Here is a 20,956-nt window from a genome sequence, read left to right on the forward strand (position 1 = left end):
AAATGAGTAAAATTATTGGTATTGACTTAGGAACAACAAATTCAGCGGTCGCAATCTTAGAAGGCGGCGAACCAAAAATCATTCCGAATCCGGAAGGCAACCGCACAACACCATCTGTTGTGGCTTTCAAAAACGGCGAGCGTCAGGTCGGGGAAGTAGCTAAACGCCAATCAATCACGAACCCAAATACGATCCAGTCTGTTAAACGTTTAATGGGAACTCAGGAAAAAGTTTCTGCCGAAGGCAAAGAATATACGCCTCAGGAAGTTTCTGCCATGATCCTACAATATATTAAAGGTTATGCAGAAGAATATCTTGGTGAAAAAGTGACGAAAGCCGTCATTACAGTTCCGGCTTATTTCAATGATGCAGAGCGCCAGGCAACAAAAGATGCAGGGCGCATCGCGGGTCTTGAAGTAGAGCGGATCATTAACGAGCCGACTGCAGCAGCACTTGCCTATGGCCTTGATAAAACGGATACAGATGAAACAATCCTGGTCTATGACCTTGGTGGCGGTACGTTTGACGTATCCATCCTTGAACTTGGCGATGGCGTTTTCGAAGTAAAATCCACTGCAGGCGATAACCGTCTTGGCGGAGATGACTTTGATAAATTGATCATCGATTATCTGGTGCAGGAATTCAAAAAAGATAACGGAATCGACCTTTCCAAAGATAAAATGGCAACGCAACGTTTGAAAGATGCAGCGGAAAAAGCGAAAAAAGATCTTTCCGGCGTCTCTTCAACTCAGATTTCATTGCCATTTATCACTGCCGGCGAATCAGGACCGCTTCACCTTGAAGTGACTATGAGCCGCGCGAAATTTGATGAACTGACTTCATCATTGGTAGAACGTACAATGGGGCCAACTCGCCAGGCATTAAAAGATGCCGGGATTTCAGCATCAGAACTTGACCGCGTAATTCTTGTCGGTGGATCAACACGTATCCCGGCTGTTCAGGAAGCTGTCAAGAAAGAAACAGGCAAAGAGCCGCATAAAGGCGTAAACCCGGATGAAGTAGTAGCGATGGGCGCAGCTGTTCAAGGCGGAGTTTTGACTGGTGACGTTAAAGATGTAGTTCTTCTTGACGTAACGCCATTATCTCTTGGTATCGAAACAATGGGCGGCGTATTCACGAAATTGATCGAGCGCAATACGACGATTCCAACTTCAAAATCACAAACATTCTCAACTGCCGCTGACAATCAGCCGGCTGTCGATATCCATGTTCTTCAAGGGGAGCGTCCAATGGCAGCAGCCAATAAAACGCTTGGCCGTTTCCAATTGGCTGATATTCCGCCAGCACAGCGCGGCGTACCACAAATTGAAGTTTCATTCGATATTGATAAAAACGGTATCGTAAGCGTTAAAGCGAAAGACCTTGGCACGCAGAAAGAACAAACGATCACAATCCAGTCGAACACTTCATTGACTGACGATGAAATCGAACGCATGATCAAAGAAGCGGAAGAAAATGCAGAAGCGGATGCGAAAGTGAAAGAAGAAGTTGAACTTCGCAATGAAGCTGACCAGGCAGTCTTCCAGACAGATAAAACAATCGCTGACTTAGGCGAAGTGGTAACTGAAGAAGAGAAGAAACAAGCTGAAGATGCGCGCGATGAATTGAAAGCTGCTCTCGAGAGCGACAGCACAGATGACATCCGCGAGAAGAAAGAGAAATTGAACGAAATCCTGCAAACTTTGTCGATGAAAGCTTATGAACAGGCAGCAGCAGCTCAACAGGCAGCTGAAGGCGACACAGAAGGTGCAGCCGGCGAAAACGATGATATCGTTGATGCTGATTTCGAAGAAGTTAACGACGATTCAGACAAGAAATAAGAGAGACCCGAAAAAGTCAAAGCAAAGCAACATGCTTTGGCTTTTTCAATGTCTTTGCAAGCTCATTTAATAGCGTGTACAATAACAGGTGATTGTTAGAGGGAGAGTGACATATGAATAAGCGAGATTATTATGAGGTGCTTGGTGTTTCCAAAACGGCATCCAAGGAAGAAATTAAAAAAGCGTACCGTAAATTGTCAAAACAATTCCATCCGGATATCAATAAGGATGCGAATGCATCCGAGAAATTCCAGGAAGTCAAAGATGCTTACGAAATATTGAGCGATGAGCAAAAACGTGCACAATACGACCAGTTCGGCCACCAGGATCCGAATCAGGGCTTCGGCGGCGGAGCAGAAGGCTTCGGATTCGAAGACATCTTCAGCACATTCTTTGGCGGTGGAACGAGACGCCGTGATCCGAATGCGCCGAGAAAAGGCGAAGATCTCCAGTACTCCATGCCAATCGATTTCATGGACGCGGTGTTCGGACAAGAGACGGAAGTTGAAATTCCGAAAGAAGAAAATTGCGATACATGTGACGGTTCCGGCGCAAAACCGGGCACCAAGAAAAAGACGTGCCCATATTGCGAAGGAACAGGCCAGTTGAACGTGACGCAGGATACGCCTTTCGGCCGTATGGTCAATCGCAGAGCGTGCCATCATTGTGAAGGATCCGGCCAGATCATCGAAGAAAAATGCCAAACTTGTAAAGGCGCAGGCAAAGTGCGCAAAGTTAAGAAAATCAAAGTCAGCATTCCGGCCGGCGTCGACGATGGCCAGCAATTACGGGTCAGCGGACAAGGAGCACAGGGCTATAACGGGGGACCAGCAGGAGACCTTTATGTCGTTTTCCGCGTGAAACCGCATAAAGAATTCCAACGCGAAGGCGATGATATTTTCCTCGATTTATCAGTCACTTATCCACAAGCAGCGCTGGGTGATGAAATCGAAGTGCCTACTGTACACGGGAAAGTGAAATTGAAAATTCCAGCAGGTACGCAGAGCGGCGCACGTTTCCGTCTGAAAGGGAAAGGTGTCAAAAACGTTCACGGCTACGGCACAGGAGACCAGCATGTCATCATCCGCGTGAAAACACCGACGAAACTCAACGAAAAACAGCGTCAATTGCTTAGAGAGTTCGCGGAGATCAGTGGAGACATTCCGGAAGAACAGGGAAGTTCGTTATTCGACAAAATCAAACGCACCATCAAAGGCGATTAAAGGAGCTGTTTGCACGTGAAATGGTCAGAACTATCCATCCATACAACAAACGAAGCGATTGAATCCATTTCGAACATCATGCATGAAGCGGGCGCCAGTGGTGTGGTGATTGAGGACTCGGAAGATTTTTCAAAAGAGCGGGAAGATCAATTCGGAGAGATTTGGTCTTTAAATCCGGATGACTTTCCAAAAGATGGCGTTATCCTGAAAGCCTATCTGCCGGTCAACAGTTTTCTCGGCGAAACGGTCGAAGCGATAAAACTGGCTGTCAATAATCTCGTCACCTATGACATCAATATTGGTGCCAACGTCGTGTCAATCAGCGAAGTGAATGAGGAAGAATGGGCAACTGCCTGGAAAAAATATTACCATCCGGTCAAAATTTCTCAGCGCTTTACGATTGTGCCGACATGGGAAACCTACAATCCGGTGTCGAGCGATGAACTGATCATCGAGTTGGATCCGGGGATGGCGTTTGGAACAGGGACTCATCCCACTACTGTGATGAGCCTGCAAGCGTTGGAGAAAACTGTCCAACCGGGTCAGCGGGTAATCGATATCGGCACCGGTTCTGGTGTTTTGGCAATCGGTGCGGCCTTGCTGGGCGCAAAATCAGTCCAAGCACTCGATTTGGATGACATTGCGGTCAAAGCTGCCGGCATTAATGTCAAACTCAATGGAGTACAGGATCGTGTGACGGTCGCGGGCGGCAATTTGGTCGATACGATTGAAGAGCCGGGGGATGTCGTTGTCGCAAACATTCTGGCTGAAATCATCATGTCCTTTACGGATGACGCTTTTCAAGTTGTGAAACCGGGAGGCCATTATATTACATCCGGTATTATTTCAGCTAAGAAAAATGACGTCAAGGAAGCGCTGGAAGGATCCGGCTTTATAATAGAAGATATTATGATGATGGAAGACTGGGTAACGATCATTTCAAAAAAACCTGTATGAACGGGGTGCAACGATGCAGCGGTATTTTATTGAAGGCAAAGTTCCCGAAAACCGCATAACTGAAATTACTGGCGATGATGCAAAGCACATCGCCAAAGTTATGCGCCAAAAGGCTGGCGACGGGCTGATTGCGGTAATGGAAGGCAGAGCTTTTGAAGCGACGATCCTTGCGGCTGAGCGCGATATTGAACTGCGTCTCGAAAAGGAGATCGAATCGACTGTGGAGATGCCGAAGCAGGTGACGATTGCGTGTGGCTTGACCAAAGGCGATAAATTGGATCTCATCACCCAAAAAAGCACGGAACTCGGTATGTTTGCCCTGCTTCCTTTTGCGGCCGAACGATCGGTCGTCAAGTGGGATGCGGCAAAAGGGGAGAAAAAGATTTCACGGCTCCAAAAGATTGCCAAAGAAGCGGCAGAACAATCCCACCGTACCCATCTTCCTGCAATCCATAATGTTCACAGTTTTAAGCAATTGATGGAAGCTGCAACTTCCTATGACGCGGTAATTGTGGCTTATGAAGAAGAAGCGCGATCAGCCAGCCCGGCGCGGTTTGCCGATATTTTGAAAACATTGTATGATAAAAGTTCAATATTGATTGTTTTCGGCCCCGAAGGCGGAATTTCAGAAAATGAAGTTTCCAGCTTGAAACGGGCCGGTGCGCTGTTCACCTCTCTTGGTCCGCGCATCCTGCGGGCAGAGACGGCTCCTTTCTATGCCTTGTCCGCAATGTCCTATGAATTCGAATGAGTTCAAGGAGCGAGCTGTGAACGCACATTACCACTAATTTAATCTAATTAAAGAATGGAGCATTTTCATGACAAACATTGCATCTTATATCGACCATACTTTATTAAAACCGGAATCGACAAAAGAACAGGTTATTCAACTTTGCAAAGAAGCAGCGGAATATGAATTCGCTTCTGTTTGCGTCAACCCTTCCTATGTGGCAACTGCGGCTGCGGAACTGACAAACAGCAAAGTGAAAGTCTGCACCGTCATCGGTTTTCCGCTTGGCGCATCGACTACTGAAACAAAAGCATTTGAAACTACTGACGCCATCGCAAAAGGCGCAGAAGAAATTGACATGGTCGTCAACATCGGCGCGATTAAATCCGGCGACAGCGAACTTGTAAAGAAGGATATCCAAGCCGTTGTTGAAGCTGCTAAAGGCAAAGCCATCGTAAAAGTGATCATCGAAGCGAGCCTTTTGACAGATGAAGAAAAAGTATTGGCTTCACGCCTGTCGAAAGAAGCGGGCGCAGATTTCGTCAAAACCTCAACAGGCTTCTCAACAGGAGGCGCAACAATTGAAGACGTTAAACTGATGCGCAAAACTGTCGGAGCTGAACTTGGTGTCAAAGCTTCCGGAGGAGTCAGAAGCCTGGAAGACGTTCAATCCATGATTGATGCGGGCGCAAGCCGTATCGGCGCGAGTTCAGGCGTCCTGATTATGCAGGGCATGAAATCGGATTCCGATTATTAACTATTGACTCGGGTTTGAACATACGATATAATTTTTGGTATATAACACTTGTTGTTATTTGCTTCAACGTGTGTTCGGAGGGAGGGAAAAAGAGATGACAAAAACTAACGTTCGTAAAAACGAATCGATTGAAGATGCTCTTCGCCGCTTCAAACGCACTGTTTCTAAATCCGGAACAATGCAAGAGGTAAGAAAGCGCGAGTATTATGATAAGCCGTCCGTGAAACGCAAACTAAAATCAGAAGCTGCGCGTAAACGTAAATTTTAATTGACCCTTACTTTTAAAATGAGACTTTTAAAAATATGAACGATCAGCTGAAACCGGCTGCACATCCATTGTGCAGCCGGTTTTTCTATTTTATGGACAAAACGTGACTAGGCATGGATTCCTGGTAAAACTGGAAAGCGCTTTCTTCGCTATTCCAAAAGTTTAAATTTATAATTAAAGAAACAGGAAATTTGAAACCGATTTCAATGTCATCCGTATAGTAAAGAGCGGATTAGTAAAGGGGTGGTTTTTATGGCAAAGATAAAAATCTTTACTGCTTTTATGTTGTTTGTTCTTTTATTGCTGTCGCTGATTCCGGTGCTGCATGCAGACAACCATTCCGTTTACATAATTCCGGTGGAAGCGGAAGTTGAAAGAGGCTTGCAGGCATTCATCGACAGAGGCATTGAAGAAGCGGAAGATGCAGATGCCGGGGCAATCATCTTTGAAATTGATACGCCGGGAGGATTTGTCAATGCAGCAGACGGAATCGCACGCCTGCTTCAGGAAACCTCAATTCCGACGTACGCTTTTATCAACCGGGATGCGCTGTCGGCTGGAGCTTTTCTGGCGTTGAATGCGGATGAAATTTATATGCACCCTTCAGGTAGAATGGGAGCTGCACAGGTCATTGACCAGACCGGCAACGCAGCGGGCGACAAAGCGGACAGCGCATGGCGTTCGTCGATGGCAAACGCTGCCGAAAGCTCGGATAGGGATCCGGAATTCGCGCTTGCCATGTCAGATGCTTCAGTCGATCTCCCGGAGTATAGAGCAGGAGAAGGCGAATTGTTGACACTCAGGGCTGGTGAAGCGGAACAAGTGGGCTATTCTGAAGGCACTGTCTCATCGATCGAGGAATTGCTCGAACTGAAGAATTTGCAGGACAGTGAACTGGTTTATGTTAATGAAACTTTTTCTGAGAGTCTCGCGCGTTTTTTAACAAATCCGGTGGTTGTGCCAATCTTGCTGAGCGTTGCGATGCTTGGCTTGTTGCTTGAATTGTTCACGCCGGGCATTGGCGTACCCGCATTTATCGGGTTGACTTCACTGCTGCTGTTCTTTTATGGACACCTTGTCGCAGGCCTCGCAGGCTTCGAATCCGTTATTTTGCTGTTTCTCGGGCTCGGCTTGATGATTGGGGAATTTTTCGTTCCCGGCGGCGTGTTGGGCTTTCTTGGGATCGCCGCTGTCCTCGGCAGTATTCTGCTGGCAGGCGGAGATTTACAAACTACTGCTGTCGCGGTGCTTATCGCAATGGTTGCAGCAACTCTAGGGATGGTGATAGTGGTGAAATTTTTTGGCAAAAGGCTTCAACTATTCAAACGCATCATCTTATCGGATTCCACCGATACGAAAAGCGGTTATGTATCGACCGCCAATCGGCCTGAACTGATTGGCCAGATGGCTCGTACAGCTACCGAATTGCGGCCATCCGGCACCATAATCTTCGGAGATGAAAGAATTGATGCAGTTTCCGAAGGGCGCTACATCGGACGCGGTAAAAATGTTAAAATTATTAAGGTAGAAGGTTCACGGATCGTCGTCCGCGAACTGGAAGAAAAAGAGGAGGAAGAATAAATGGGATTAGAAGCAATATATCTTGGAGCCGCCATAATTGGTGTCATCGTAATTCTGGCAATATTCTTTACATTTGTACCCGTAACATTATGGATTTCAGCATTAGCAGCAGGTGTTAGAGTAAGTATTTTCACCTTGATCGGTATGCGTCTTCGCCGCGTAATTCCATCACGCATTGTGAATCCGTTGATCAAAGCTTCAAAAGCCGGATTATCGGTTCAGATCAACCAATTGGAAAGCCATTACCTGGCAGGCGGTAACGTTGACCGTGTCGTAAACGCTTTGATCGCGGCACACCGTGCCAACATCGAATTGCCTTTCGAACGCGCTGCTGCTATTGACCTTGCAGGACGTGACGTTCTGGAAGCCGTCCAAATGTCAGTAAACCCGAAAGTTATTGAAACACCATTTATCGCTGGTGTTGCGATGGACGGGATCGAAGTGAAAGCGAAAGCCCGCATTACGGTGCGTGCCAACATCGACCGTCTAGTCGGTGGTGCCGGTGAAGAAACAATCGTTGCCCGTGTAGGTGAAGGTATTGTATCGACACTCGGTTCAAGCACAAGCCACAAAAAAGTTCTTGAAAATCCCGATTTGATTTCTCAGACTGTGTTGGGCAAAGGCCTTGATTCAGGAACAGCTTTCGAAATTCTTTCCATTGATATTGCGGATGTTGATATCGGCAAAAACATCGGCGCTGAATTACAGACAGAGCAGGCTGAAGCAGATAAGAAAATTGCTCAGGCCAAAGCGGAAGAACGCCGTGCAATGGCTGTAGCCAGCGAACAGGAAATGAAAGCGAAAGTAGTGGAAATGAGAGCTAAAGTTGTTGAAGCTGAAGCGGAAGTTCCACTTGCTATGTCGGAAGCTCTTCGTTCTGGCAATATCGGAGTCATGGATTACGTCAATTATAAAAATGTACAGGCTGATACGGGCATGCGCGATTCGATTGCGAAAACAAGCACGCCGCAGTCTAATGAAGAATAACAGCAACGATTTAAGAGGAGGTTTATTACGTGGAACCACTCATATTTGCCCTGATCATCATGGCAGTAAGCGCGTTTTTCAGCAATAAAAAGAAAAGCCAGGAACGTTCTTCGTCTGGTGGCACTCAAGAGAAGCAACAAAGCCCTTCTGGCCGCACTCAAGGTGGATTCAAGCGCATGGAAGATTACGCCAAAGAAATTTATGGCGAATTCCAGGCGCAGATGAACACTGAAACCGATAAAAAAACACAGGTTAAAGAGGCGGCAAAAGAAGCGGTTGAACGGCATACGAAAAGCCGGCCGGATCGTCAGCCGGCCGCTGCTGCAGTAGAGCGGACGAGCGGCAGACTGTCGGCCCATCAGAAGCCGGCAACCGCCATCCAAGAAAAACCGGCGCCTGCGAAAAACTTATTTCCGCTTTCACAAAGTGATGCGCAAAGAGGGATCATTTTAGCGGAAGTCTTCTTGCCGCCAAAAGCGAAAAGAAAGAAATAATGTCTTTGCAAATATGGATAGCAGGAGCCTGCGGAAGAATTTCGATTCTTCCGCAGGCTTTTTTCTTTGGCCGGGTTCAATATGGAACAGGCTGAGATGGCAAACACGTAAATTTTTCGTATAATTATATTATGTAAACTAAAAGGGTGTGAAAATATTTTACAGCGATTCACATTTAATGATAGAGTAAAATCAGAATAAATAATGTATACAAGGAGTGACCGAATGACAGACAACGAATTATTAGAACTTCATGTGAAAGATCCAAATGAAGCGGTGCTTCTGTTAGGCATTTCCGATAATCACATGACATTGATTGAAGAAGCATTTGAAATACAAATCCTTACGCGCGGTGAAGTCATCAAACTGTCAGGGACAGATGAAGGCAGAGAAACCGGGAAATTATTAATAGAGCAATTATTGAAAGTGATCCGCAAAGGCATCAATATCGATCAGCGGGACATCGTTTCCGCCATTGAAATGGCAAAAGCAGGCACCATCGAATATTTCGCCGAACTCTATGATGAGGAAGTTGCCCGAAATGCGGCCGGTAAAATCATCCGAGCGAAAACGATCGGCCAACGGCATTATATCCGGGCAATCCGCAACAAAGACCTGACTTTCGCCATCGGACCAGCAGGAACCGGAAAAACCTATCTGGCGGTTGTCATGGCAGTCCAGGCACTGAAAAATGGCAGTGTGAAACGCATCGTTTTGACCCGGCCGGCTGTGGAAGCTGGAGAAAGCCTCGGTTTTCTGCCGGGTGACTTGAAAGAAAAAGTGGATCCTTACCTGCGGCCATTGTATGATTCCATGCACGATGTACTCGGCGTTGAACAGACGAACCGGTTTATCGAACGCGGCACCATTGAAGTGGCGCCGCTCGCTTATATGCGCGGCAGAACGCTGGATGAAGCATTTGTCATCCTTGACGAAGCGCAGAACACCACCAAAGCACAGATGAAAATGTTTTTGACACGTCTTGGCTTTGGCTCGAAAATGATCATTACCGGAGACAAGACCCAAATAGATTTACCCCGCGGTGCAGAATCGGGTTTAATTGCCGCTGAAAAAATCCTGAAGAGCGTCAGCGGAATTCAATTCATCTATCTGGAGAGCGGAGACGTCGTTCGCCATCCACTGGTGTCCAAAATAATCGATGCTTATGAAGACCAGCCGACTTAAGGCTGGTTTTTTCATTGGCGTAAGGAGTACATTTATAGAATGAATGGAAATAATTCGCAATTATCGTGAAATTTTTCAGCGGAATTGATATGATGTAAGTACTAAGAGCGGGGTGGTCAGATGGTCTCACGAATTCGGGCAATGATTGAAAAGACAGGTTTCAAAGTTTTTTCGGTGGCAATGATCTTTCTGATAGGCATCATTTTCTACAGTTTCTTTTACAGTTCAGTGAATGATAATACATACAATGTCGAACTGTTTCAATTATCGGAGGAAACAATCCGGTCATCCAAAACAGTTGAAGACCCGGTGAAAACAGAGCTTGAAAGACAGCGGGCCGCATCAGAATTGACACCGAGCTATAAATTCAATGATGAGCTGGCGGGCAATCAATCAGCCGTCATCGCATCGTTATTCGGTTATGTGGAAGACGCCAAAAATCTTGAAGCTGACAATGACGGCGAAGCGTCCGACGAAGAAGAAACTGCCGATGTGCCGGACATGCTGACGGAGTTGCGCGAAACGACCCGTTTGATGGAAACGAATGACAATGGCCTAAGGTTGACGGATGAGATGCTGCGTTCGCTGCTGACCCTATCTGAAGACCGTTTGGGCACGGTTCAACAGGAGATCGAAGAAATTGTTGAAGAAATTCTCGCCTTTCCGGTGCGTGAGCAGGAAGTGGGCGGAAAGCGCAATGAAGCTGAACAATCGATACGGAACAACGAAGAAATTCCGGCTTCCGTTCTTCAGGCTGCTGTGACGATCGGCCGATTTGGCATCATGGCAAACGAAACGGTCGATGAAGAATTGACGGAAGCTCAATTGGAACAGGCGAGAGACAGCGTAGAGCCAACTAAAATTCTGCAGGGGCAAGTGCTTGTGCAGGAAGGCCAGGTGATTGACCGGGAAGTATACCGCCAGCTCGAACTTGCAGGCATGACAGAAGACCAAACAGATTTGAAGCCGGCACTCGGCCTATTATTGTTTGTGCTGATGGCGATGGTCATATTATGGATAATCACCCATCGATCACATGAGTCTGAACAGAAGAAAACCATTGCATTGCTCGTTATGGCTGTAGTTATTGTCATCAGCCTGACCCTTATGAAAATTCTAAGTTTAGTCAATGGGAATTTTGATGTGGAAATTACATTCCTATTCCCAACAGCATTGGCGGGAATGATTGTCCGAATGCTGGTCAATGAACGAACTGCATTATTTGTTACAATCCTGATTGCTGCAAGTGCCGGAATTATGCTGCAGAACGATTATGCACCGGTTTTACAGATGGAAACGGTTCTCTATGTGCTGTTCGGCGGACTGGCTGGAGTCTATTTGATCGAACGGGACGACCGCCGCGCAAGATTATTGCAGACCAGCCTGTTTGTCGCAATCGTCAATTCGCTGTTTATCGGTTTCTATCTGTTGATCTCCCAGAGCCAATACGATATGGCTGAAGTTGGCTATTACTTTGCCGCTGCGGTGATTTCGGGGTTATTGTCGGGTGCATTAACGATTGGCCTGCTGCCCTTTTTCGAATGGGCTTTCGGCTTGCTGTCCCCTATGCGGCTGATTGAACTGGCGAATCCGAACCATCCGCTGTTGAAGAAAATACTGACGGAAACGCCGGGTACTTATCACCATAGTGTCATGGTGGCCAATCTGGCGGATGCTTCCTGTGAGGCCATCGGTGCAAACGGATTATTGGCGCGTGTCGGTTGTTATTACCACGATATCGGCAAGACGAAACGGCCGCAATATTTTATTGAAAATCAGGTGAATATTGCCAATCCACACGATTCCTTGCCGCCGCAGAAGAGCCGGGACATCATTTTGTCCCACGGTGCACAAGGGGCAGAACTGCTGCGCAAGCATAAAATGCCGAAAGAAATCATTGATATTGCCGATCAGCACCACGGCACGAGCCTGTTGAAATACTTTTATATGAAGGAAAAAGAAACGAATCCCGACGTGCGGGAAGAGGATTACCGCTATGCGGGCCCGAAACCGCAAACCAAGGAAAATGCGGTCATTATGGCGGCAGACAGCATCGAAGCAGCAGTCCGCTCGATGAAGGATCCGACTTCTGAAAAGATAAAAAAATTGGTGAATGCGATAATTGAAGATAAACTGAAAGACGGGCAGTTTGATGACTGTGACTTGACGATGAAAGAACTGAAAACGATTAAGCATGTCATGTGTGAAACGCTGAACGGTATTTTCCATTCCAGAATCGAATACCCGAAAGATGATGAATAAGAGGAGGTTTTTGGATTGTTAACAATCGACTTCATGGATGAAACCGAAACTTTAGGTGACAGCGACATTCAATTTGTGGAAAAAATTCTGCAGCATGCAGCAAACAATGAAAGAGTTGAAGAGGCCGAAGTATCGGTCAGTTTCGTGACAAATGACAGGATCCGCGACATTAACCGGGAATATCGCGATAAAGACCAGCCGACGGATGTCATCTCCTTTGCAATGGAAGAAACGGGCGTTGGCGAAATAACAATCCAGGATTCCGGAGAACCGCGTGTGCTGGGCGATATCATCATTTCGCTGGACCGTACGAAAGAACAGGCAGCGGATTACGGCCATTCATTTGAACGGGAACTGGGTTTTCTGGCCGTCCACGGTTTTCTTCATCTGTTGGGTTATGACCATATGAACGAATCCGAAGAAAAAGAGATGTTCGCCAAACAGGACGTGATTTTGAATTCATTTGGAATCACGCGTGATGGCTATGAAGGCAATTAGGTTCCTTCGGTCATTCGTTTTTGCGTTTGCCGGTATCCGCACCGCGCTGCAGAGTGAACAGAACATCAGGTTTCATTTTACAGCGGCCGCCGGCGTTATCATGGCTGGGCTGTTGACCGGATTGTCCACGATGGAATGGATTATGATTACGCTGACGATTGGCGGCATGCTGGCTTTTGAGATGCTCAATTCGTCGATGGAGCGCATTGTCGACCTCGCGAGCCCCGATCTGCATCCTCTTGCAAAGCAGGCAAAAGACATGGCTGCAGGCGCCGTTTTGGTATTTGCCATTGCAAGTGCTATAATTGGTTTACTAATATTTTTACCAAAATGGTTTTAATTTTTATAGAGGTGATTGGGATGGAAAAGAAACAATTATTGGAACAAGCGATAGCGGCACGCGGCAACGCATACGTGCCTTATTCGAATTTCCCGGTAGGGGCCGCGCTGTTGACAGCTGACGGCAAAGTCTATTTGGGCTGCAATATCGAAAACGCCGGTTATTCGATGACAAATTGTGCAGAGCGCACCGCAGTTTTTAAAGCTGTATCGGAAGGCGATGTGAAATTCACCGCTTTGGCTGTTTCTGCTGATACTGCAGGACCGGTGTCACCATGCGGTGCTTGCCGCCAGGTGCTGGCTGAATTCTGTGCACCGGATATGCCGGTTTATTTAACAAATTTAAAAGGCGACGTTCAGGATACAACAATCGGCGAATTACTGCCTGGAGCTTTTTCAACGGAGGATTTAAAATATGCAACAGGAAAATAACGGCTTCAAATCAGGTTTTATTTCCATCATCGGACGCCCGAATGTCGGCAAATCGACATTCCTGAACCGTGTGGTCGGCCAAAAAATCGCCATCATGAGCGACAAACCGCAAACGACGCGCAATAAAGTTCAGGGCGTAGTCACGACAAACGACACCCAGATGGTATTTATCGATACACCCGGCATCAACGAGCCGCGCCATAAACTCGGTGACTTCATGTTGAAAGTGGCTAAAAACACGTTCCGCGAAGTGGATGTGCTGCTGTTTGTGGCCAGTGCCGATGAGCGCATCGGCAAACAGGACCGCTTCGTGCTTGAAATGCTGAAAGGCATCGACGTGCCGGTATTCCTTGTGCTCAATAAAATCGATCAGGTGCATCCGGATAATTTGCCGAAACTCATCGAATCGTATCGCAATGAATTCGATTTTGCAGAAGCGATTCCGATTTCGGCATTGCAGGGCAATAACGTAGGCAACTTGCTCGCGAAAATTTCCGAGCGTTTGCCGGAAGGCCCTCAATATTACCCGGCTGATCAGGTGACGGACCATCCGGAACGTTTTATCATTTCCGAATTGATCCGCGAAAAAGCGCTGCATTTGACGCGGGAAGAAATTCCTCACTCCATCGCAGTTGTGATTGAGAAAATTGCACCGGATGAAGAACATCCGGATATGATCCGCGTCCAGGCAATCATCATGGTGGAGCGCGATTCCCAAAAAGGCATCGTCATCGGCAAGAAAGGCGCGCTATTGAAAGAAATCGGTTCGCGCGCCCGCAAAGACATTCAGAACCTGCTTGGTTCAAGAGTCTATTTGGAATTATGGGTGAAAGTGCAGAAAGACTGGCGCAATAAATCCCTTCATTTGCGTGATTTTGGTTTCAGAGACGATGAATACTAAGGAGTAGTCTCCATGCAAAGTCAATTAGAAGGCATCGTCATCCGCACGATGCCGTATGGTGAAAACAATAAGATCGTCACCTTGTTCACCCGTGAAGCAGGCAAAATAACCTGCATGGCGAGAGGTGCGAAAAAGCCGGCAAGCCGGCTTGCCGCCATTACCCAGCCGTTTACGCATGGCACATTTTCGATTTACAAAGGCAAAGGGATGGGCACGCTGTCAGCGGGCGACCAATTGGAATCGCTGCGCCATATCCGTGAAGACCTCATGTCGACGGCCTATGCCAGTTATGTGACGGAACTTGTAGACCGCCTGACGGAGCAGGATGAGCCGCAGCCGGGCATCTATGAAATGCTGTATCAGGCACTTCATGCCATCGAAGAAGGCTATGATCCGGAAGCGATCACCTTATTCGTCGAGTGGAAAATGCTGCAGACGGCAGGGCTTGCGCCGACGCTGCATGAATGTGCGAATTGCGGGGCGACAGACGGCGAGTTTGCCTTTTCATTTCAGGAACTGGGTTTTCTATGCCACCGCTGTTTCCACATCGATCCGTACATCATCCGGTTGAGTCCGGCGCTGGTGAAATTGATCCGCACATTCTATTTCGTGCCGATTGAACGCGTCGGCTCCCTGACCTTGAAAAAAGAGTCGAAATCGCTGATGAAACAGATTGTCCGCACGATATACGAAGAACAGGCGGGAATCCGGTTGAAATCGAGGAAGTTCCTTGAACAGCTCGAACGCACGCCGGAATTTTTCCCGAAAAAAGAAGACCCGCAAACAGACGATTAGTCTTTTGCGGGTTTTTGGCTGTCGAGAAACTATCTACCTCTCTAATCATTTCGCTTCAGGTGGACGCGTTCCGCTGGGTGCTGCCTGGTCTCCTCAGTCGCTACGCTCCTGGCGAGGTCTCAGAACTCGCTCTAATTCCTGCAGGAAAGACATTGTCCGAAGCTTGCGAGGACAAGTCTTTGTGACGAAGCAGCGCAGCGATGCAGGAGCACATCTTTGCCCTTCGCCGCCTTCCGCTTCATTTAAATGTTGTTTAGAATCGGAGTGTCAGTTTTCTTACTTCTTAGTGAATTAAGTAAATTTCTGCTTTTAGAAGGTGTTTCTGAGATATGGAGCAAAACAGCGAAGACGCCCAGGGGAGCAGGCGAATGCCGACGAAGTGCAAGATCCACTCGGGCGAAGTGAAACGAGACCGAGTTAGCTCAGCGCGAGCCCCCAGGCAAGCGAAGCTGTTTTGCGCAATATCGGTTTTCATTTTATCTATATTAATAAACTAAAAAAGCGCTGCCCCAACTTATGGGGCAGCGCTTTTTCTAATTAAAACTGAATATGCTTTTCGATGTATGCCTGCACTTCTGCAATCGGCATGCGCACCTGTTCCATGGAATCGCGGTGGCGGACGGTTACTTGGCCGTCTTCTACAGAATCGAAATCGTAAGTCACGCAGAACGGCGTGCCGATTTCATCCTGGCGGCGGTAGCGTTTGCCGATGGACTGGGATTCGTCGTAATCGACCATGAAATGTTTCGCCAAATCAGCGAATACTTCTGTCGCGCCTTCTGCCAATTTCTTGGACAGCGGAAGGATTGCTGCTTTATAAGGAGCAAGCGCCGGATGGAATTTCAGCACAGTGCGTTTGTCGTCGTTGTCGAGTGCTTCTTCGTGATAAGCATCCACGAGGAAGGCGAGCGTCACACGGTCAGCACCTAACGATGGCTCGATGCAATACGGTACAAATCGTTCGTTGGTGATCGGGTCAACGTAAGTGAAATCGTCACCTGAATGTTCCATATGGCGTTTCAGGTCAAAGTCGGTGCGGTCCGCGATGCCCCAAAGCTCGCCCCAGCCAAACGGGAATTTGTATTCGATGTCGACCGTGGCGTTCGAATAATGGGATAGTTCATCCGCATCGTGTTCGCGCAGGCGCATATTGTCTTCAGACATATGAAGGTCAAGCAGCCATTTTTTGCTGAAGTCGCGCCAGTAAGCGTACCACTCCAGGTCTTCACCCGGTTTGCAGAAGAATTCAAGTTCCATTTGTTCAAACTCACGGGTACGGAAAGTGAAATTGCCCGGTGTGATTTCATTGCGGAAACTTTTACCGATTTGGGCAATCCCGAATGGCATCTTTTTACGCATCGAGCGCTGAACGTTTTTATAGTTGACGAAAATTCCTTGTGCCGTTTCCGGACGCAGGAAGATTTCGTTTGTGGAAGCTTCAGTAACACCCTGGAACGTCTTGAACATCAAGTTGAACTGGCGGATTTCAGTGTAATCATGTTTGCCGCAGACAGGGCAGTCGATTTTATGTTCTTCGATGAGTTCCCCCATCTTTTCAAACGACAATCCGTCAACGATCAACTCGATGCCTTTTGCGTCGAGTGCCTCTTCGATTAATTTATCGGCGCGGTGGCGCGTTTTGCAGCCTTTGCAATCGATCATCGGATCATTGAAGTTGCCGACGTGCCCGGAAGCGATCCAGGTTTTCGGATTCATCAGGATGGCTGCGTCAAGTCCGACATTATAAGGCGATTCCTGAACAAACTTTTTCCACCAGGCCTTTTTGATGTTATTCTTGAGTTCGACGCCAAGGGGACCGTAATCCCACGTATTGGCCAGGCCTCCGTAAATTTCAGAGCCCGGGAATACAAAACCCCTGTGTTTTGCTAAAGATACTACTTCTTCCATTGACATAAAAATTACCTCCATAAAATAAAAAATCGCACACGTCCCGGACATAAATGTCCGAGGACGAGTACGTTAAGACCCGCGGTTCCACCTCGATTGGCTGCAGATAGCAGCCCGCTCCAACTTAAAATGGCTCCAGATTGCCTTTTCCTGCCGTTGCGGGCTTGCACCATCCCCACTCGCTCAATTGGCAGTACTTATAAATCCATCATTGCCTGCTATAGAATCTTTCAATATTGTACCATGCCGAATTTTTCTTAGCAATTAAAGCTTAATTAGTATATAATAATCATCATTGAGTATAACACATATCTTGAGGCGGTGAGTCCGATCGAACTCAATAAAAGACAAGAAGAGATACTGCGAATCGTCAAAGGGAATGGCCCGATTACTGGTGAGCAGATTGCCGAGCGGCTTCATCTGACGCGGGCGACATTGCGGCCGGACCTTGCCATCCTGACGATGGCCGGATTCCTGGATGCACGTCCGCGGGTCGGCTATTTTTATTCCGGCAAAAAGCCGGGACATGATGTCACCGATACGATGAATAATATGAAAGTGAAAGACTTTCAGTCGATTCCGATTGTTGTCAGAGAGAACGTCAGCGTTTATGATGCCATCAGCCAGATGTTTCTGGATGATGTAGGAACGCTTTTCGTTGTGGATAAAAATTCCATGCTGACAGGCGTGTTGTCCCGTAAAGATCTGCTGCGCACCAGTCTTGGCAGCCAGGACCTGACGGCGATTCCCGTTCATATCATCATGACACGTATGCCAAATATAACTTATTGCTCCAAAGCGGATTCTTTGATCCAGGTGGCAAACAGGCTGATCAATCAGCAGATTGACGCGCTGCCGGTGGTCGAAGAATTGGCGAACGGCCTGAAAGTAGTGGGCCGAATTACAAAAACCAATATTACCCGGGCATTTTTGTCCTTATCCGAAAGCCATGAATTGTGAGGTGAAAACGATGAATTTATTGCGAGTATTCGTGATTTCCGATTCAGTGGGAGAGACAGGGGAACTGGTGGCAAAAGCAGCAGTCAGCCAGTATTTGAATCCTGATCAGAATGTTTCATTGAAAAGGTTTCCATATATCGATTCAATTGACCAGGTGAAGGATATTATACATATGGCTGCAGACCAGCGTGCGTTTGTCGTCTATACGCTAGTGTCCACTAAACTGCGGGACTTTATCGTCAAAGAAACCGGCCGCCTGCATGTCACCGCTGTGGATCTGATGGGTCCGTTGCTGGATGCGCTCAGAGTCGAGCTGAATGCAGAACCGCTGGAAGAAGCGGGACTGGTCCGCAAACTGGATGATGATTATTTCAAAAAGGTTGAAGCCATCGAGTTTGCCGTAAAATACGACGATGGCCGCGATCCGAGAGGCATCCTGATGGCAGACATTGTCCTTGTCGGCATTTCCAGAACATCGAAAACGCCGTTATCGCAATATCTTGCGCATAAGCGGCTGAAAGTGGCGAATGTGCCGCTCGTGCCGGAAGTGGATCCGCCGGATGAACTTTACAAGGTAGATCCAGCAAAATGTTTCGGACTCGTCATTTCTCCTGAAAAACTGAATCATATCCGCAAGGAAAGGCTGATTGCACTTGGCTTGAACGATGATGCCAATTATGCGAAAATCCAGCGCATCCATGAAGAAATCGTTCATTTTAATAAAGTGGTCGAAAAGATCCAATGCGAAGTAATTGATGTAACAAACCGCGCTGTGGAAGAGACCGCCAACCTGATAATGAGCAAGTTGAAATAAAGACTGTAGAGAAACCACCTGCAAAGGGGGTTTTTCTACTTTAATTGTGGATTTTTTGTGAAAAGAGTTTTATAATGAAGAATTGTGGCTAAACACTTAGATAGACCATTTCTGCACACTTCATCTTTTTACTGAAACATGAAGGATTTTAACGCTGTATCACGAATTAAGTATGTTAAGCAAATAAAGATGGTGATTAATGTGTCCAGTAGGGTACCAGAAGAAGTGATCGAGAAAATACGTTCATCTGCTGATATTGTTGATATCGTCGGTGAATACGTGCAATTGACCAAAAGGGGCCGCAACTGGTTTGGGCTTTGCCCATTCCACGGCGAAAGCACCCCGTCATTTTCCGTCACTGCTGATAAACAGATTTTCCACTGTTTCGGATGCGGTGCCGGTGGCAATGTCATTACGTTCCTGATGGATATCGAAAATCTTTCGTTCCAGGAAGCCTTATCCCAATTAGGGCAGCGTACGGGCCACGATGTGGAAATAAGCGCGCCTTCGAGTGGAGCTGCAGCGCCTTCCAAAGCCGACAGCCGGCTTGTGGCAATGCATGAATTCGCAGCGGATATGTACCATCATATTTTGCTGAATACGGAAGAAGGACAGGCGGCGCTGGATTATCTTGAAAGTCGCGGATTCAGTCATGAGATGATTGAGAAATACCGCATCGGCTGGTCGCTTCCTGAATGGAATTATATGTCTGCCGCATTGCAGAAAAAAGGATATACGGAAGAAGAATTAACTTCGAGCGGGCTGGCGATCGCCCGTGAACAGTCGGATGGTTATTTTGACCGGTTCCGCGGCCGCATTATGTTTCCGATCATGAATGAAACCGGCAAGGCGATCGCCTTTTCCGGCCGCATCATGGAAAACACGAAACAGGAAGCCAAATATATGAACAGCCCGGAATCTCCGATTTTCCAAAAAAGCCAGGTGCTCTATAATTTCCATCTCGCGAGAGGCTCCATCAGAAAGAACAGAAGCATCGTTCTTTTCGAGGGCTTTATGGATGTTATTGCGGCCGGAAAAGCAGGTGTTGACAATGCGCTTGCGACAATGGGGACATCCCTGACATCCCAGCATATCCGGGTGATGAAACGTTTTGCCCAGGAAGTCGTCATTTGTTTTGACGGCGATGATGCAGGATGGGAAGCGGCCAAACGCGCAGCCATTGCGCTGAATCAGGAAAAGTTCAAAGTGGAAGTTGCTGTACTGCCAGGAAAAATGGATCCGGATGATTATGTCCGTGAAAACGGCAGCGAAGCTTTTAAGGAACAGATCATCGGCAAGCCACATGCATTCATCGCTTTTGCCATGATGCATGCGCGGCGCCATAAAAATTTTCAATATGAAAATGATCTGCTCCAATATATCCAGGAAGTCCTCCAATTATTGGCTGGACGCTCCACACCGCTGGAACGCGACCTTTATATCAGGCAATTAGCCGGTGAAACCGGCTTGTCCCAGGAAGCAATTTTACAGCATTACCGTAAACTGGAAAACAAATCTGTTGAAAAGAATCGTTCTGAACCCGCTCCACAAGAAGTCAGACGAGCGCCGAAGAAAGTGACTTCGCTTCACCGAGCGGAGCGGTTGCTGCTGGCACATGCTTTGGCAGATGAAGCGGTGATGGACAAACTCGCCCAGGAAGATGGAATTCCTTTCATTAGTGAGGAATTCCAGGCAATATACGTGCAATTGCTCGGTTTTTATGAAGAATGGAATAAAGCGGATTTCCATAAATTTTTGGAAACGCTCCAAGATGCAGAACTTCGGAAGCTGGTAATGGAAACCGCTCTATCCGAACGGGATCCAGATCATCCGGAAGAAGAAATAGCTGACTGCCTGAAACACCTGCGCAAGAATCGGGTCGAGCAGGAAATTTCCATGAAGTTACAGCAATCAAAAGAAGCGGAAAAACAGCACGACCTGAAACGCGCTTTGCTTCTTGCACAAGAAGCGATTGCATTGCGAAAGTCGCTATAGTTTAATTCCGGTTTTTAAAGGAGGAAGTC

The 20,956-nt window shown here is 47.3% G+C and carries 20 protein-coding genes; 19 read left to right on the forward strand and 1 reads right to left on the reverse strand.

What is annotated here, in order from left to right; translation table 11 throughout:
• Nucleotides 1-2 precede the first annotated feature (2 nt).
• From dnaK to recO, 16 genes are all read left to right on the forward strand, one after another.
• Nucleotides 3-1,841, forward strand: a complete 1,839-nt coding sequence (dnaK, locus tag DHX103_RS15505) for a molecular chaperone DnaK (RefSeq protein ID WP_422123118.1) — start codon at nucleotides 3-5, stop codon at nucleotides 1,839-1,841.
• 113 nt (nucleotides 1,842-1,954) lie between these two features.
• Nucleotides 1,955-3,064: a molecular chaperone DnaJ gene (gene dnaJ / locus DHX103_RS15510; protein WP_422123119.1), complete on the forward strand. Its 1,110-nt coding sequence runs from the start codon at nucleotides 1,955-1,957 to the stop codon at nucleotides 3,062-3,064.
• A gap of 15 nt (nucleotides 3,065-3,079) precedes the next feature.
• On the forward strand, nucleotides 3,080-4,021 hold the full coding sequence (prmA, locus tag DHX103_RS15515) for a 50S ribosomal protein L11 methyltransferase (RefSeq protein WP_422123120.1): 942 nt from the start codon (nucleotides 3,080-3,082) through the stop codon (nucleotides 4,019-4,021).
• A gap of 13 nt (nucleotides 4,022-4,034) precedes the next feature.
• Entirely contained in the window at nucleotides 4,035-4,772 is a 738-nt protein-coding gene (locus DHX103_RS15520; protein ID WP_422123121.1) for a 16S rRNA (uracil(1498)-N(3))-methyltransferase, read from the forward strand.
• A gap of 67 nt (nucleotides 4,773-4,839) precedes the next feature.
• Nucleotides 4,840-5,508 (forward strand): deoxyribose-phosphate aldolase, encoded by a 669-nt coding sequence (gene deoC, locus DHX103_RS15525; protein ID WP_422123122.1) that lies wholly within the window; start codon nucleotides 4,840-4,842, stop codon nucleotides 5,506-5,508.
• A 94-nt stretch (nucleotides 5,509-5,602) separates the two neighbouring features.
• Nucleotides 5,603-5,776: a 30S ribosomal protein S21 gene (gene rpsU / locus DHX103_RS15530; protein ID WP_112232367.1), complete on the forward strand. Its 174-nt coding sequence runs from the start codon at nucleotides 5,603-5,605 to the stop codon at nucleotides 5,774-5,776.
• A gap of 252 nt (nucleotides 5,777-6,028) precedes the next feature.
• Nucleotides 6,029-7,357 (forward strand): NfeD family protein, encoded by a 1,329-nt coding sequence (locus tag DHX103_RS15535; protein WP_422123123.1) that lies wholly within the window; start codon nucleotides 6,029-6,031, stop codon nucleotides 7,355-7,357.
• Nucleotides 7,358-8,344, forward strand: a complete 987-nt coding sequence (gene floA, locus DHX103_RS15540; protein WP_422123124.1) for a flotillin-like protein FloA — start codon at nucleotides 7,358-7,360, stop codon at nucleotides 8,342-8,344.
• Between the two features lie 29 nt (nucleotides 8,345-8,373).
• Nucleotides 8,374-8,838, forward strand: coding sequence for a hypothetical protein (locus DHX103_RS15545; protein ID WP_422123125.1), 465 nt, complete (start codon nucleotides 8,374-8,376; stop codon nucleotides 8,836-8,838).
• A gap of 225 nt (nucleotides 8,839-9,063) precedes the next feature.
• Complete coding sequence (locus tag DHX103_RS15550) at nucleotides 9,064-10,023, forward strand: PhoH family protein (protein WP_422123126.1); 960 nt, start codon at nucleotides 9,064-9,066, stop codon at nucleotides 10,021-10,023.
• A 120-nt stretch (nucleotides 10,024-10,143) separates the two neighbouring features.
• Complete coding sequence (locus tag DHX103_RS15555) at nucleotides 10,144-12,285, forward strand: HD family phosphohydrolase (RefSeq protein WP_422123127.1); 2,142 nt, start codon at nucleotides 10,144-10,146, stop codon at nucleotides 12,283-12,285.
• Between the two features lie 15 nt (nucleotides 12,286-12,300).
• Nucleotides 12,301-12,783, forward strand: a complete 483-nt coding sequence (gene ybeY, locus DHX103_RS15560; RefSeq protein WP_422123128.1) for an rRNA maturation RNase YbeY — start codon at nucleotides 12,301-12,303, stop codon at nucleotides 12,781-12,783.
• Nucleotides 12,770-13,123 (forward strand): diacylglycerol kinase family protein, encoded by a 354-nt coding sequence (locus DHX103_RS15565; protein ID WP_422124799.1) that lies wholly within the window; start codon nucleotides 12,770-12,772, stop codon nucleotides 13,121-13,123. Before ybeY ends, DHX103_RS15565 begins: the two co-directional genes overlap by 14 nt.
• A gap of 20 nt (nucleotides 13,124-13,143) precedes the next feature.
• On the forward strand, nucleotides 13,144-13,554 hold the full coding sequence (locus tag DHX103_RS15570; RefSeq protein ID WP_422123129.1) for a cytidine deaminase: 411 nt from the start codon (nucleotides 13,144-13,146) through the stop codon (nucleotides 13,552-13,554).
• The gene (era, locus tag DHX103_RS15575) at nucleotides 13,538-14,455 is read left to right on the forward strand and encodes a GTPase Era (protein WP_422123130.1); all 918 of its coding nucleotides are present in this window, start codon (nucleotides 13,538-13,540) and stop codon (nucleotides 14,453-14,455) included. Before DHX103_RS15570 ends, era begins: the two co-directional genes overlap by 17 nt.
• Nucleotides 14,456-14,467: 12 nt before the next feature.
• The gene (gene recO / locus DHX103_RS15580) at nucleotides 14,468-15,250 is read left to right on the forward strand and encodes a DNA repair protein RecO (protein ID WP_422123131.1); all 783 of its coding nucleotides are present in this window, start codon (nucleotides 14,468-14,470) and stop codon (nucleotides 15,248-15,250) included.
• A gap of 537 nt (nucleotides 15,251-15,787) precedes the next feature.
• Here recO and DHX103_RS15585 read toward each other — a convergent pair.
• The gene (locus tag DHX103_RS15585; RefSeq protein ID WP_422123132.1) at nucleotides 15,788-17,164 is read right to left on the reverse strand and encodes a glycine--tRNA ligase; all 1,377 of its coding nucleotides are present in this window, start codon (nucleotides 17,162-17,164) and stop codon (nucleotides 15,788-15,790) included.
• Nucleotides 17,165-17,479: 315 nt separating this feature from the next.
• On the opposite strand from DHX103_RS15585, the gene DHX103_RS15590 reads away from it, so the two are divergent.
• From DHX103_RS15590 to dnaG, 3 genes are all read left to right on the forward strand, one after another.
• On the forward strand, nucleotides 17,480-18,118 hold the full coding sequence (locus DHX103_RS15590) for a helix-turn-helix transcriptional regulator (RefSeq protein WP_422123133.1): 639 nt from the start codon (nucleotides 17,480-17,482) through the stop codon (nucleotides 18,116-18,118).
• 10 nt (nucleotides 18,119-18,128) lie between these two features.
• The gene (locus DHX103_RS15595; protein ID WP_422123134.1) at nucleotides 18,129-18,932 is read left to right on the forward strand and encodes a pyruvate, water dikinase regulatory protein; all 804 of its coding nucleotides are present in this window, start codon (nucleotides 18,129-18,131) and stop codon (nucleotides 18,930-18,932) included.
• Between the two features lie 201 nt (nucleotides 18,933-19,133).
• Entirely contained in the window at nucleotides 19,134-20,927 is a 1,794-nt protein-coding gene (gene dnaG / locus DHX103_RS15600; RefSeq protein WP_422123135.1) for a DNA primase, read from the forward strand.
• Nucleotides 20,928-20,956 lie beyond the last annotated feature (29 nt).

The sequence above is a fragment of the Planococcus daihaiensis genome, assembly GCF_049262615.1.
Classification (GTDB): domain Bacteria; phylum Bacillota; class Bacilli; order Bacillales_A; family Planococcaceae; genus Planococcus.

Excerpts from the sequence above, each read along its gene's own strand:
- floA (WP_422123124.1), top strand. The coding sequence starts at position 7,358 with ATGGGATTAGAAGCAATATATCTTGGAGCCGCCATAATTGGTGTCATC.
- DHX103_RS15550 (WP_422123126.1), top strand. The coding sequence starts at position 9,064 with ATGACAGACAACGAATTATTAGAACTTCATGTGAAAGATCCAAATGAA.
- deoC (WP_422123122.1), top strand. The coding sequence starts at position 4,840 with ATGACAAACATTGCATCTTATATCGACCATACTTTATTAAAACCGGAA.
- DHX103_RS15585 (WP_422123132.1), bottom strand. The coding sequence starts at position 17,164 with ATGTCAATGGAAGAAGTAGTATCTTTAGCAAAACACAGGGGTTTTGTA.
- era (WP_422123130.1), top strand. The coding sequence starts at position 13,538 with ATGCAACAGGAAAATAACGGCTTCAAATCAGGTTTTATTTCCATCATC.
- DHX103_RS15570 (WP_422123129.1), top strand. The coding sequence starts at position 13,144 with ATGGAAAAGAAACAATTATTGGAACAAGCGATAGCGGCACGCGGCAAC.
- dnaK (WP_422123118.1), top strand. The coding sequence starts at position 3 with ATGAGTAAAATTATTGGTATTGACTTAGGAACAACAAATTCAGCGGTC.
- DHX103_RS15555 (WP_422123127.1), top strand. The coding sequence starts at position 10,144 with ATGGTCTCACGAATTCGGGCAATGATTGAAAAGACAGGTTTCAAAGTT.
- DHX103_RS15520 (WP_422123121.1), top strand. The coding sequence starts at position 4,035 with ATGCAGCGGTATTTTATTGAAGGCAAAGTTCCCGAAAACCGCATAACT.
- dnaJ (WP_422123119.1), top strand. The coding sequence starts at position 1,955 with ATGAATAAGCGAGATTATTATGAGGTGCTTGGTGTTTCCAAAACGGCA.
- DHX103_RS15535 (WP_422123123.1), top strand. The coding sequence starts at position 6,029 with ATGGCAAAGATAAAAATCTTTACTGCTTTTATGTTGTTTGTTCTTTTA.
- DHX103_RS15565 (WP_422124799.1), top strand. The coding sequence starts at position 12,770 with ATGAAGGCAATTAGGTTCCTTCGGTCATTCGTTTTTGCGTTTGCCGGT.
- recO (WP_422123131.1), top strand. The coding sequence starts at position 14,468 with ATGCAAAGTCAATTAGAAGGCATCGTCATCCGCACGATGCCGTATGGT.
- rpsU (WP_112232367.1), top strand. The coding sequence starts at position 5,603 with ATGACAAAAACTAACGTTCGTAAAAACGAATCGATTGAAGATGCTCTT.
- DHX103_RS15595 (WP_422123134.1), top strand. The coding sequence starts at position 18,129 with ATGAATTTATTGCGAGTATTCGTGATTTCCGATTCAGTGGGAGAGACA.